The organism is Melghirimyces thermohalophilus (assembly GCF_900102685.1).
In the GTDB taxonomy this organism is placed as follows: domain Bacteria; phylum Bacillota; class Bacilli; order Thermoactinomycetales; family DSM-45169; genus Melghirimyces; species Melghirimyces thermohalophilus.
In genome coordinates this window covers 26294-39406 of record NZ_FMZA01000024.1, presented here as the reverse complement: position 1 = coordinate 39406, position 13113 = coordinate 26294, and the positions used below count along the sequence as shown (strand labels likewise).

Here is a 13113-nt window from a genome sequence, read left to right as displayed (position 1 = left end):
CCATCAGGCGATGAAAAGTCCTATCCGGTATTAGCCCCGGTTTCCCGGAGTTATCCCGGTCTTGCAGGCAGGTTGCCCACGTGTTACTCACCCGTCCGCCGCTGATTCCACCGTCTTCACCCCGAAGGGATCCGTCGGCTTCCTCCGCACGACTTGCATGTATTAGGCACGCCGCCAGCGTTCGTCCTGAGCCAGGATCAAACTCTCCATAAAAGAGCTTGATTCGCTCAAATCATTTGACAGGGTCGTGTCAAACGCTCTTCAGTTTTCAAGGAACGCTCTCCTGTTTCGCCGCCCCCCCGCGGCGGCCGCTCTCTCGCGGCGACAAGATCTATGTTATCAAACCAAATCGATCCTGTCAACAGGGTTTTTTATATCTTTTGCCGGTGCGGGGCGCGAAGCCCCGCCTCAACGGCGACATTTAATAATCTAACACGAACTACTCTCGGGGTCAACCCCTTTTTTCGCGATTTTTTATCCCCCGATCAAAAACACCTTCACAACGATTAAACAAACCAGTCCCGGCAAGCCTAGCAACCCAGTGATCAACGAAGTGACGGGGTTAACCGGTATCCGGAAGTTTATCCACTCACCGGCAAGATTTAAAAGAAATAGGACGACGGCCCCTACTGCAGTGTACACCAGACTGTACCAAATCCAACGGATCGGTTTGGTCAGAGAGCGACTTACCACCATAAAAATCACCACTCCAGCTACTGCTGCTGCCATCCACCATTGCAACTCCACCGATGGTCCCCCTTGTCCCCTCTTTTGTACAAGCGTATGAAGAGCATCGATAGAATAGAACTCCGGCTTTCTCTCTCTTACCGCATCCTTTAAGTTCGGTTAGCAAGTCAGCCGAGCAAATCATAGATTACCGAGACTGTGTTGTTCAGGATATGAAACAGAATCGGCGCCCACAAGTTTTTAAACAGGGCGTACAAGGTGCCGAGAATCAACCCCATCACAAATAACGGAGCTAAAAACACGACATCCACATGAAAAAGAGCGAAGATCGCTGAAGACAAGAGAACGGCGCCAACTGATCCGATCCGTTGAAGGAATGCTCCCATCAGCAACCCGCGAAACATGACCTCTTCGGCAATCGGTCCGATCACCCCGAGCAACAGCACTTGCCCGACGGCGTATATCCAGCCGAGGCGGGCGGCTTGTTCCACCCCTTGGCTGATACTGTCCTCCCGCCAGGATTGTATTTCCAGAGAGAAAAATCGGGCCACCGGTTCTGTCACCCACGGATCCAGCGCATAATAAACGAACAGATAACCGGCAGCGATTGCGACGGCGATAGCCACCCAGCGCCGGAAGGGTTCCCCGCTGAACCCGATCCGGCGGAGACGATGTCTAAACATAAACAAGGCCAACAGAAGCATCAACACGTGGGGAAGAAAGGGGGCGACGATCGACAGCCACCCACCTTCCTCTGATAAAGCGCCGTAGGGAATCAAAAAACCCATACTCAGAATCTGTACCCATGCAAAATAATAGGCCAGATCCTGGGCCCCAATCGATTCCTCGATCCGGGTTCGCTCATACCGGAATCGATCTTTCAAACCGGTCACCAAAAAAAGAAAGGCTCCCAAAAAGGTAGTCCCCAGCCACAACAGGTAGAGAAGCAGAAACAGAGGGTCGGTGGTTTGAGCTTCCGTCACACGCCACAATCCCTCCCGGGTTCTCTCCCATTGCAGAGCGGAAAACTCCAAGGGAACCATATAAAAATAACTGAGGAACAAAACCCAGGCGGAGATCAGACGAACTTTTCCAACAACAGAGGAATGCGGCCCACCGCCTGGGGCCGGTGCCGGCGAAGGGGAAGAGGCAAGGTTCTGCAAGGGAGAAGACCTCCTTCTTTTTTTCCGGAATCTGCACGACCTCACCGATGTACGACTTACAGCTCCCTGCGACCTTCCAGCGCTTTGGTCAGTGTCACTTCATCGGCATACTCCAAGTCGCCACCCACCGGTAGCCCATGGGCGATCCGGGTCACCTTCAATCCGAAGGGCTTTACCAGACGCTGCAGATACATGGCGGTCGCTTCCCCTTCGATGTTGGGGTTGGTGGCCAGGATCAACTCCTTGACCGTCTCATCCTCCAATCGCTTCAACAGGTCCGGAATACTCAGCTCATCGGGGCCGATTCCTTCCATCGGTGAGATCGCTCCGTGGAGGACGTGATACAATCCATGAAACTCCCGGGTCCGCTCCATCGCGATCATGTCCCGCGGATCCTGCACCACACAAATCACCGAACGATCCCGGTTTTTGTCTCGACAGACAGAGCAAACCGGCTGATCGGAAATATTGCTGCAAACCTGGCACCGCTTCAGATCCCGTTTGGCCCGAACCAATGCTTTAGCCAGTTCCGTCACATCCTCCTCTTCCATCCCCAAAACAAAGAAGGCCAATCGTTGGGCCGTTTTAGGCCCAATGCCCGGCAACCGCATAAACCCGTCCATCAGCTTCGATATGGGTTCCGGTACATCCAAAACCAGCCACCCTCCTGTCTTTCAACATATGATAATTCCGTCATCAGACGCACAGAAGAAAAGCCTGTTCCTCAGAACAGGCCCGGAATGTTAAGGCCACCGGTCATTTTTCCCAGATCCTGGGATATCAGATCGTCCACTTTTTTCATCGCTTCGTTGAAGGCCGCAGTCACCATATCTTGCAGCATCTCCACATCTTCCGGGTCGACTGCTTCCGGATCGATCTCCACTCCCAGCACCTGCTTGTGGCCGTTTAAAGTGACTTTGACCACTCCACCGCCAGCCGTTCCTTCCACCTCTTTTTCCGCCAGTTCCTCCTGGGCTTTGGCCATCTGAGCCTGCATTTTCTTCATCTGTTTCATCATCTGATTCATATTTTTCAATGGATTAACCTCCCCAACGTTCAATCCGTGATTTCCACAATGTCCGTTCCAAACAGTTCGACTGCACGTTCCACCGGGTCCTCCGAGTTGTCGGAAGAAGAGGACACCCCGGAAGTTTGGGAGGGCGGTTCCTCTTCGGTGACAGATGTCTCCGACGAGGCACGACGGCTTTCCCAGTCGGCCCGCATCACAGTGACCAGCCGCATCGGAAAGCCTAGCACCTCCCGGATCACCTGCTCGATCAAAGATTTATTCGCTTCTTTTTCTGTTGTTTCCCGGTGAATCGTGTTTTTAAAGGCAACCAGCACCTGGTTCTCTGTAGCCGCTACCGGTTCCCCGTCAATCAGCCAAGCGTGGACCGTGATCTTCTGTTCTTTCACACGGGCCAATACATCAGGCCACCCTTGGGTCACCTGTCGCAGGCGTTCTGGAGAACCCTCGTGCAAAAACAGATCCAGACCGGCGACCTTGGCCGAAACCCGACGAGGAGCACTCTCTTTTTTCACCTGGCTCTTTTTCGGCTCCGCCGCAGAAGGTGTCGCCTCCAGCTGTACCGGCCGCCGCTGAGCCTTCAGTCCTTCTACCTGTTTTTGCAGACGATGGAGCTGTTCCTGGAGGCGGTCCACTGCGGCCAGATCCACCGCCTCTTTTGCCGATGGGGCCTGTCTTTCCCCGCGACACAAGCGAACCAGAGTCATCTCCAACACCACCCGGGGATGCGGAGCCCACTTCATCTGCTGTTGCGCATGGATCAAGGTATCCAACGCCTGTTCCAACCATGCCGATGAAGCCTGCTGTCCCAGGTGGACCCACTCTTGTTCACTGGCTATCCACTGCTTTACTTCTTCCAGTTCTGGAGCCGCCGTCAACAGCAACAGATCCCTCGACAGCTGGATCAAATCATGAACGAGGCGTTCGGGATCCAAGCCGTCCATCAACAAGCCGTTTACCGTTTCCAGCGCACGGGGTGCCTCCCCCTCGAGGCAAGATTTCATCAATCCCCCTAGTGTGGATCGGGAGACAGACCCCGTCACCGCCAGAACCGCCGCTTCATCCACCTGTCGATCAGAGAAGGCCAACACCTGATCCAGCAGGCTGAGCGCATCTCTCATGCCCCCATCGGCAGCCTGAGCGATGGCAACCAAGGCGGCCTCTTCCGCTTCAATCCCCTGGTCAACACAGATTTTTTTCAGATGGTCCAAAATGTTATTCAGGGTATGCCGCCTAAAGGAAAACCGTTGACAGCGGGAAATGATGGTGGAAGGGAGTTTGTGTGGTTCCGTTGTCGCCAGAATAAACATCACATGTTCCGGGGGCTCTTCAAGCGTCTTGAGAAGCGCGTTAAAGGCTTCCGGAGTCAACATATGAACCTCGTCTACAATATATACCTTATAACGGACTTCGGTGGGTGCATATTTCACCTTATCCCGAAGATCACGGATTTCATCCACTCCCCTGTTGGACGCGGCGTCGATCTCCACCACATCCATCAGCGAACCCTCCGTAATCTTCCGGCAAGCGTCACAGGTATTGCAGGGTTCCGGCGTCGGACCGTGTACACAGTTGACCGCCTTGGCCATCAGCTTGGCTGCACTGGTTTTCCCTGTACCACGCGGCCCGCTGAACAGATAAGCGTGGGAAAAATGTCCCTCTTTCAGAGCGTTCTTCAGCGTGGTCGTCACATGATCCTGCCCGATCAGGTCTTTAAAGGTTTGTGGTCGCCATACGCGGTATAATGCCCGATAGGACACGAGCAACCCTCCATATCCTCCGTATCCGGGCGGAGAGCACTTGATTGATGATGTTAACATTCTACTACAATACTGCCGATTTTCCAAAATAAAAGCCCGCCTCCCCGGCGGGTTACACCTTGTGGTAAGGAATCAAAACCTGGAAGATGGCACCTCTCTCCCCTGAAAGCACCCGGATCTCTCCCCGGAGGTCCTGGATGATCCGCTTACAGACCGGAAGACCGAGTCCGGTCCCATTCTCTTTCGTGGTGTAGAAGGGATCAAAAATTTTTTCTTTCGCACGGGGGTGAATCCCCGGCCCTTGATCCTCCACCTCCAGGGACAAAAAACCACTCTCCGATAGGCCAGACAGCCGGATCGTCAACACTCCGCCTTCCCCCATGGCCTCAATCCCATTTTTACAAAGGTTGAGAATCACCTGCTTCAACAGTTCTCCATCTGCTTCAATCAACGGACAGGGGATCTTCTGCAACAGAAAACGAACTTCGATGTTGTGAAGAAGCCCCTCATTTTCGACAATCGGAAGGAGCTCCCGGATCACTTGATCCAGCTGGATCAGCTTCTTCTTGAGCCCGCTGGGCTTGCTCATCATCAAAAATTCCCCAAGCAAGTCGTTGATGCGGTCGATCTCCCGCAACATAATCTCAGCATACCCCTGGCTTTTCATGTCACCCCGCTCGTTTAAGGTATGCCTCATCACCTGCAAAAACCCCCGGATCGAGGTGAGGGGATTGCGGATTTCGTGGGCGATGCCAGCAGCAAGCTGCCCGATCATTGCCAAGCGGTCTGTCTCCCGCACCTGCATCTCCAACAGATACACCTGGGTCATATCCGTCAACGTCAGGAGAAGGTCCGATGAGTCTTCCAACACTTCCCCATCCACATGAATGATCACCGGGCGCCTCCCTTGCTTCCGGGAAATGGACAGGCCACGAAAGGTTTGGCCCTGGGCTACCCGGTTTCGGACCTCCTGCAGTCCCTCACTTTCCTCCATCCGGACAAACAGGTCCGTGGCGTGCTTTCCATAAACCTCCTCTCGATCCAAACCCAAAAGCCCACATGCTGCCGGATTCATGCCGGCCACGGTGGACTCCCGAAGAATGACCACCCCCCGACTGGAACGCGCTACAATTCGATCCGCATACTTCCTGACCCGATCTCGGGATTCCTCCCCGGGAACGGTCACCAACAAAGACCAGGAACCGCTGCCCCCGTCACGCATCAATTGAACATCCACCGTCACCGGATCGGAACCAAAAGGGCGCAGAACCCCTTCCACCGGGCTCGGACACGGATACATTTCCAGCTGCCGAATGGCTGCCTGCACCTTCGGGGGAAGAACGAGAAATGCCTCCAGCGGATTTCCCACCACCTGTTCTCGGTTCAGGTGGAGCACCTCCAATAGTCGCCGACTGGCCGCTTTCACCATTCCACGTTCATCGACCGCCAATGCGGGCAGAGGCATTTCGCTCACCCAGAACATCCGTTCTTCGGAACGGACGTTGGAGTCAAACGCGACAGGCCATTTGGTATCTCCTTCGTCCCTGTTGTATCTCAATGGAAGCACCCTCTCACCCACAAATAGCATCCTCGCGATCCGATGCCGAAACATGATTTTTCCTTATTTTCTTATTCGACCCCATCCAGCAATTTCCTCCTAGGGGAGGCAAATTTATACGAATATTCGCTAAAGGGTAGCCAAAATAAAAAGCGCCACCTCTCGGTCGACGCTTCCTTGTTATGTATGCCGCGCACCCGCCGTCGATTTCCATCGCCTGGGCGGGCTTCATACAATCAGCTCGGATCAGGCACTCCTGCGGCACACGGGAGAATCTCCTTAGTGCTGCTTCCGTCAGGACCTGACACGGTTCAGAGGTTCCCGTTGCGCAGGACCTGTTCGTCAACACCTCTTGTATGAACCGGACCCCACACGGTGAAAACCTAGGGCGGGATTTCAACCCCACTAAGGCGGATTGTGGGTACAGGGCACCGCCAGCTCCCCGTCTAGCGCGACTTATTTAGTCTAACACATATGACCAATTGAATCAACGTGGGTCGCATTTGTTCCGCTGACGCGGGAAAAATAAAAAGCCCTTTTCCTCAAAGGGCTTTGGCGCTGGCGGAGAGGGTGGGATTCGAACCCACGGTACGGGTCGCCCCGTACAACGGTTTTCGAGACCGCCTCCTTCAGCCACTCGGACACCTCTCCGTATTCCCATAACAACAATTAATCATACTTGAAAAAAGCTAGACAGTCAAGGGGGAGTTGGATCTTTCCCGGATGAAAACCGGCCTTTAATCCGCCGATCTCTTTTTCTGCTTTCGTTGACGAAGTTGTTGAAAAAAACCGGTCAACAACTGACTGCAATCCTCTTCCATAATCCCCCCGATCACTTCCGCTTGATGGTTGAAACGAGGATCCCGAAGAAGGTTCATCAAAGTGCCGGCACAACCCGCTTTCGGATCATACGTTCCAAACACCACCGTATTCAACCGGGACAACAAAATCGCCCCTGAGCACATGGGACAAGGCTCCAAGGTGACGTACAGGTTGCACTGGGGCAGTCTCCAGCTGCCAAGGCGATTAGCCGCTTCCCGGATCGCCACCATCTCAGCATGCGCCGTCGGGTCCTGGTCCGTCTCCCGCAGGTTGTGGCCTCGTCCGATGATTTCACCATCGCAGACGACAACCGCACCGATCGGCACTTCGCCAATCTGTTCAGCTCGATGCGCTTCGCGGATCGCCTCCTCCATCCATCGGTCATGTCTCATTTTCATGCCACCTCACTGTCGAATCCGGTCCGCCTTTTCCGATGCCGGTTCGCACTCTTGACAATAGCCGTAGATCTCAAATTTATGTTCCGTAATGATAAAGTCATCAGGCTCACCCAGGATGGCGTTCATCGGACAGAGGTTCAACTGCCGGGTGCGCCCGCACTCCTTGCAGATCAGATGATGATGGTGGTGATCCCCGCAGTGAAACCGGTAGCGGCGCTCACCCTCCCACTCGGTGCCCTCGATGATTCCCAGGCGCTCAAACAGGGACAGATTGCGATAAACCGTATCCACGCTTAAACCTGGATATTCCCCCTGCATCTGTGCCAGAACTTCCTTCGCCGTCAGATACCGATTTTCCCGGTCAAAGATCTGGACCAACCGCTCCCGTTTCCCGGTATATTTATATCCCTTCGATTTTAAGATATCCAGTGCCTGTTTCATCCTCACGAGGCATCCCTCCTCCGAACCCCATTTCCAGAACGTAAAACCCGGCGGATTAGCCGCTTCCCACCGCCAACCACCAGCAGAATCAGCACGGAGACGAGGACGATAGTTCCGCCGGAGGCCCAATCCAGATAAAAGGCGGCAGCCAGACCACAAAACACAGAAACCTGTGCGAATAAGATCGACAGAAACAATGTCTTCTTAAAACCGGAGGCCAACTGCATGGCGGCCGCTACCGGAAGGGTGATCAAGCCGGAGACCAACAGAATGCCCACCACCCGGATCGAGGCCGTGATGACGAGGGCGACCACCAGCCCGAACAAGATGTTGATGCTCCGACGGGGAATGCCGGCGAACATCGCGCTCTCTTCGTCAAAGGAAAGAGCGAACAACTCCTTATAAAAGAGGAGGATCACCGCCACCACCAGAACACCCGCACCGATAATGGCGCCGATCTCCGATGGACTCACCGCCAGGATACTGCCGAAGAGGTAACCGGCTACATCGACACTGAATCCATCCGCTGCGCTGATCAAAACCACACCTAGACCGATCCCTCCGGAGAGAATCACGGGAATGGCTAATTCCTGATACGAGCGGTACCATTGGCGCAATCGCTCCACAAAAACGGAAGCAGTCAGGGAGAACATCATTCCCGAAATCATCGGATTGAAGGTTTGAAAGGCGGGAAATTGTTTCTGCAGCAGCAACCCGGCAGCCACTCCCGACAAGGTCACATGGGCGAGGGCATCGGCGATTAAAGACAGCCTGCGCACCACCAAAAACAGGCCCACCATCGGCGAGATGATACCGATGACCAAACCTGCGATCAGTGCCCGCTGCATAAAATCATAAGTAAGGATCATGTCTATCATAACAGAGGATGCAGCCGGGCCGCATCCCTCCCCCCCCTTCTTCAACCCTCCACCACCTGCATCGGCTTCCTCTTTTCATCGTTCCCCGGAAACGCGATGCGACGGTTTAAGCGGACCACTCGGTCCACATAGGGTTTAGCTGTCTCGATATCGTGGGTCACCAACAGCAGGGAGATCCCTTTTTCTCGATGCAAGTCGGCAAGCAGACGAAACAGATGATCGACTGATGGAGCGTCCACTCCCACCGTCGGCTCATCAAGAACCAAAAGGTCCGGATCCCCGACCAGCGCTCGGGCAACAAAGGCTCGTTGCTGCTGCCCCCCTGACAACTCACCGATGTTGCGGTGGGCCAGCTCCGCCAACCCCGCTTGCTCGATCACCGCATCCACCCGATGCCAATCCCGCTCTTTCATCCAGCGAAATAAGCCGAGCTTCCCGTAGAGGCCAGAAGCGACCACCTCCCGCAGGGTGGCGGGAAAAGCCTGATTGAAACTGTTGGCCTTCTGGGAGACGTATCCGATCCGGGACCAATCGCGAAATTGTCGGAGAGGCGTATTGAAGAGAAAGATCCGCCCCCGATCCGGCCGATAGGCTCCCAGGGCCAACTTCAACAGGGTGGATTTCCCCGATCCGTTAGGGCCGACTAGAGCCATTCGTTCACCGGGTAAAAGGTTTAGATCGATCCCTTCCAACACCTTTTGCTCACCAAAAGAAAAGTCGACATCATCCATTTTCAAAACCGTTTCGTTCATGGTCCACCCCGCCGACCCCTCGGCCGAAGGGATTACCCTCCTGTTTTTTAGACTTGGTGGAACCATTATAAAGAATTAGGACCTATTTGTAAATCGTAATTATTACGTTTTACCCTTAGAGACCACCACCCCGTCCACAAACAACTTTTCCAGATTGGCAACCAACCCAGCCACTCGTTCCTCTCGGGTCCCTGTTCGCTCCGGGGAAAAAAGGTCCTGCAGAACCGAAACGCTGATCGCTCCAAACATCGCTACGGCGGTATCGTGGTGGCTCATCTGAGGCCGAAAAGATCCCTCCTCCGCCCCTTGTATCAACACCTCTTCAATCAACTCCACCAATTCCCGGATTTTGGCCCGAAATTCCTGTTGCCGCTCCACAGAACCCCAGCTCTCGCTGAGCAACAACTTGGCGAAGGTACCATGTTCATAAAGATACTCCACCTGAGCCTGTAACAAAGCCCGCAGCCGTCGCAGGGGATCCGGTTCTCTTCCCATTTGTCTGTGGATCTGTTCCGTCATCTTTTCCATTCCGTCCCGCATCAAAGCGACGAACAGCTCCTCTTTCCCCTTGAAATGATAATAGATCGTTCCTTTGGCAACCCCGGCGTGACGGGCCACATCATCAATTTTGGCCCGTTCAAAACCGCTGTGGGCAAACACTTCCACAGCGGAGTGAAAGATTTGTTCGATGGTTTCCCCCCGCAAAAATCATCCCCCCCTGCATCTCCACATAAAAACACCTCCCTTTGCTTCAAAAAGGGAGGCGCCGACGACATATCAATTGGTACGCCCGAGAGGAATCGAACCTCCGACACGCGGTTTAGGAAACCGCTGCTCTATCCACTGAGCTACGGGCGTATAAGTTCGCCTTTTATCATATCATACCCACCCGTATATCTACAACCAGCCGCCCGGCGGAAAAGCCGCCCAACAACACGGGCGGCCCGTCAGGCAGTTATTTGCGCCCCTTTTTGCGGTGTCGGCTTTTCCTTCGCTCCATCCATTCTAGCCATTCCATCAGCAGTCGCAAAAGGGATACGACGGCCACCAACAATTGAACCCACGGTTCCATCCAAACACCCCTTTTCGGAGGTGGGTTTGGGGTTCAGTCCTTGTCTCCATTATAGAACATATGTTCGCATTTTAACAGCATTTCGACAAGAGTCGCCCCTTTTTCACATCAAAATAAAAAGGGCCTTCGCCGCAGCTGCAGCAAAAGCCCCTGAGCACTTATATTTTTACATCATACTCCCTCATCCACAGATCCAGTTGAATGATAGTGGCAAACAGTTGGGGCACATTCATCAACTGACCAAACCAGGGCAGATGCACCTTGGACAGATCCCTTTCGGCAAAACGGCGAAGCTCTTTCGTATTTAACAGCTGCAAGGCCGGAGAACTCCCTTCGTCCAGTATGGCCAAAGCCCGTTCCCGAACCATTTTCAGGTACACAGGATGATGCGTCTTGGGAAAGGGGCTTTTCTTCCGCCACAGGACGTCTTCCGGAAGAATGCCCGTCATCGCCTTTCGCAAAAGCCCTTTTTCTCGCCCTTCCGCCCGCTTGAACGCCCAAGGAACATTCCATACGTACTCCACCAGGTTGTGGTCACAAAAGGGAACACGAGCTTCCAGTCCCATTGCCATGGTCATCCGGTCTTTCCGATCCAGCAGTGTCGGCATCCAGCGAGTCAGATTGAGGTAAAACAGCTCTCGGATCCGCGCCTCGTCAGCTGCTTCCCCGGGAAGCCGGGGCACTTCCTGCAATGCTTCCTGATACCGATCGGATACATACTCCAGGGGACGGATGGAGCGAACCACTTCCGGGGAGAAAAACTTCATTTTCTCCTCGGTCTTCAGCGCCCAAGGGAATGTATCGGCATTCACCATTTCCTCTCGATGAAACCAGGGATATCCGCCGAAAACCTCATCGGCACATTCACCGGAAAGAACCACGGTGGCTGTCTTTTTCACCTCTTTTGCAAAGAGAATGAGCGAGGCATCCACATCGGCCATTCCCGGGAGATCCCGGGCATACAAGGCCTTTTCCAGCGCCGGCACCAGGTCGGGGGTATCGATCCATATATCGTGATGGTCAGACCCGATATGTTCCACCATCCGCCGCACCCAAGGGGCATCGGCGTTGGGTTGAAATTCATTCGGTTTAAAGTAACGATCGTTGCCCACATAATCGACGGAAAAGGTTTTTAACCGCCCTTTTCCATGCTTTCGAAAAACATCTACGGCACAGGCGGATATGGCGCTGGAATCCAGTCCTCCCGACAACATGGTCCCCACAGGCACATCAGAAACTAGCTGTCGTTGAACGGCATCGATAAACAGTTCCCGCACCCGTTGTACGGTCTGATCCAGATTATCGGGATGGGGCTTCGATTCCAATTTCCAGTAGGCGTATGTTTGTATTCGATCCCGGGTGGCCTTCAGCCAGTGCCCTGGCCGCAGTTCCTTGATTCCCTGAAAGACCCCGTGTCCCGGGGTGCGAGCCGGTCCCAGTGCCAGCACCTCGGCCAGCCCTTCCTCCCCCAACCTCGGTTCCACATCTGGATGAGCCAACAGGGCCTTCAGCTCCGAAGCGAACAGCAGGCGGTTTTTCTCTTCCGTGTAGAAGAGCGGTTTCACACCGATCCGATCCCGGGCCATATACAAGCTCTTCTCTTTTTCATCCCAAATGGCAAAGGCGAAGATCCCGTTGAGATGCTGCGGGGCTTCCACCCCCCACTCGGCATAAGCGGCCAAGACCAGTTCCGTATCGGAACGGCTGTACAGCTGATGCCCACGAGCGGTCAAATCTCGCCTCAATTCTTCCATGTTATATAATGTCCCGTTGTAGGTGATGATCAAATTCCGCTCCCCATAACGTCGGACCATCGGCTGGGAACCGCCCTCGGGGTCGATGACCACCAGACGTCGGTGGCACAAACCGGCCCGCTGGGAAAGCCAGATCCCCTGCGCGTCCGGACCTCGACAAGCCAAACACTCGTTCATCCGTTCCAACGTCTCCCGCTCCCGGCTCAGGTCCTGGTCCCAGTCGATCCAACCGGTTATACCGCACATGGTGAACTCCCTCCCAGACGGAGATGGTTAAGGCATCAAAAGCGGAGCCACCGAAAACAGTAGGTGGCCAAACGCCCATTAGCATTCTATGTGGGAGAGAAAAAAGTGGTGCGGATCAAATATAGTAAATCAGGTTACAGAAGGGTCTCAAAGGTGGTCTCTTCCCGGATCAGGGTCAGAGAAGAAGTGAAGTTTTCCAAGGGACGCAGCTGCAACAAATAATCCACCACATGTTGGACATCTGACGATACATAAGGAACCGGTGCCGTGTTCGTCCCCTGTTCCACCTTCCAATGGCGGGCACCTCCTCGCAAAAAACACTGAATGGTGATTTGGGGGGCGTTTCGCAAACGGGGAAAAAGACAGATATGGTCCGGTTGCATCGCTTCCAACTGATGGACTAAATCCGAACGGTGCAACAAGCTCACCTCCCTCGACAAGTACAGTGTAAAATAACGAAAAAGAGCTGTATATTGAATAAAAGGATTCCGTCAGGACATTTAAGGTAAACATACCATAAAATCGAGCCGGGGACCCGCCAGGTTCCTGAGCCGA

The 13113-nt window shown here is 54.1% G+C and carries 13 protein-coding genes, 2 tRNA genes, 1 rRNA gene and 1 other RNA gene; all 17 read right to left on the bottom strand.

Features of this window, described 5'->3' with window-relative positions; genetic code table 11:
* Positions 1-213: ribosomal RNA gene (locus BLP91_RS14935) — 16S ribosomal RNA — on the bottom strand; the annotation flags it as partial.
* 261 nt (positions 214-474) lie between these two features.
* Positions 475-747 (bottom strand): pro-sigmaK processing inhibitor BofA family protein, encoded by a 273-nt coding sequence (locus BLP91_RS14930; RefSeq protein WP_091572859.1) that lies wholly within the window; start codon positions 745-747, stop codon positions 475-477.
* Positions 748-854: 107 nt separating this feature from the next.
* Positions 855-1850 carry a CPBP family intramembrane glutamic endopeptidase gene (locus BLP91_RS14925; protein ID WP_091572856.1) on the bottom strand — a complete coding sequence of 332 codons (996 nt, stop codon included), beginning with the start codon at positions 1848-1850 and terminating at the stop codon, positions 855-857.
* A 56-nt stretch (positions 1851-1906) separates the two neighbouring features.
* Positions 1907-2503, bottom strand: coding sequence for a recombination mediator RecR (gene recR / locus BLP91_RS14920; protein WP_091572854.1), 597 nt, complete (start codon positions 2501-2503; stop codon positions 1907-1909).
* A gap of 71 nt (positions 2504-2574) precedes the next feature.
* Complete coding sequence (locus BLP91_RS14915; protein ID WP_091572851.1) at positions 2575-2886, bottom strand: YbaB/EbfC family nucleoid-associated protein; 312 nt, start codon at positions 2884-2886, stop codon at positions 2575-2577.
* Positions 2887-2906: 20 nt separating this feature from the next.
* Positions 2907-4637 (bottom strand): DNA polymerase III subunit gamma/tau, encoded by a 1731-nt coding sequence (gene dnaX, locus BLP91_RS14910; RefSeq protein WP_091572848.1) that lies wholly within the window; start codon positions 4635-4637, stop codon positions 2907-2909.
* A gap of 112 nt (positions 4638-4749) precedes the next feature.
* Entirely contained in the window at positions 4750-6195 is a 1446-nt protein-coding gene (locus tag BLP91_RS14905; protein WP_176758020.1) for a two-component system sensor histidine kinase NtrB, read from the bottom strand.
* A 189-nt stretch (positions 6196-6384) separates the two neighbouring features.
* Positions 6385-6650: signal recognition particle sRNA large type (ffs, locus tag BLP91_RS14900), an RNA gene on the bottom strand.
* A 104-nt stretch (positions 6651-6754) separates the two neighbouring features.
* Positions 6755-6846, bottom strand: a tRNA-Ser gene (locus BLP91_RS14895).
* Between the two features lie 86 nt (positions 6847-6932).
* Positions 6933-7409 (bottom strand): tRNA adenosine(34) deaminase TadA, encoded by a 477-nt coding sequence (gene tadA / locus BLP91_RS14890; protein WP_091572843.1) that lies wholly within the window; start codon positions 7407-7409, stop codon positions 6933-6935.
* A gap of 12 nt (positions 7410-7421) precedes the next feature.
* The gene (locus tag BLP91_RS14885; RefSeq protein WP_091572841.1) at positions 7422-7862 is read right to left on the bottom strand and encodes a Fur family transcriptional regulator; all 441 of its coding nucleotides are present in this window, start codon (positions 7860-7862) and stop codon (positions 7422-7424) included.
* Positions 7859-8734: a metal ABC transporter permease gene (locus BLP91_RS14880; RefSeq protein WP_091572870.1), complete on the bottom strand. Its 876-nt coding sequence runs from the start codon at positions 8732-8734 to the stop codon at positions 7859-7861. The genes BLP91_RS14885 and BLP91_RS14880 overlap by 4 nt, the downstream gene beginning before the upstream one ends.
* 41 nt (positions 8735-8775) lie before the next feature.
* Positions 8776-9486, bottom strand: coding sequence for a metal ABC transporter ATP-binding protein (locus tag BLP91_RS14875; protein WP_091572838.1), 711 nt, complete (start codon positions 9484-9486; stop codon positions 8776-8778).
* A gap of 102 nt (positions 9487-9588) precedes the next feature.
* Positions 9589-10191, bottom strand: coding sequence for a TetR/AcrR family transcriptional regulator (locus tag BLP91_RS14870; protein WP_091572835.1), 603 nt, complete (start codon positions 10189-10191; stop codon positions 9589-9591).
* Positions 10192-10268: 77 nt separating this feature from the next.
* Positions 10269-10344, bottom strand: a tRNA-Arg gene (locus BLP91_RS14865).
* A 372-nt stretch (positions 10345-10716) separates the two neighbouring features.
* Positions 10717-12558, bottom strand: a complete 1842-nt coding sequence (asnB, locus tag BLP91_RS14860) for an asparagine synthase (glutamine-hydrolyzing) (RefSeq protein ID WP_091572831.1) — start codon at positions 12556-12558, stop codon at positions 10717-10719.
* Between the two features lie 134 nt (positions 12559-12692).
* Complete coding sequence (locus tag BLP91_RS14855; RefSeq protein ID WP_091572827.1) at positions 12693-12977, bottom strand: hypothetical protein; 285 nt, start codon at positions 12975-12977, stop codon at positions 12693-12695.
* Between the last annotated feature and the right edge of the window lie 136 nt (positions 12978-13113).

Coding starts and splice junctions, on each gene's coding strand:
- tadA (WP_091572843.1), bottom strand. CDS start 7,409: ATGAGACATGACCGATGGATGGAGGAGGCGATCCGCGAAGCGCATCGA.
- BLP91_RS14880 (WP_091572870.1), bottom strand. CDS start 8,734: ATGATAGACATGATCCTTACTTATGATTTTATGCAGCGGGCACTGATC.
- BLP91_RS14875 (WP_091572838.1), bottom strand. CDS start 9,486: ATGAACGAAACGGTTTTGAAAATGGATGATGTCGACTTTTCTTTTGGT.
- asnB (WP_091572831.1), bottom strand. CDS start 12,558: ATGTGCGGTATAACCGGTTGGATCGACTGGGACCAGGACCTGAGCCGG.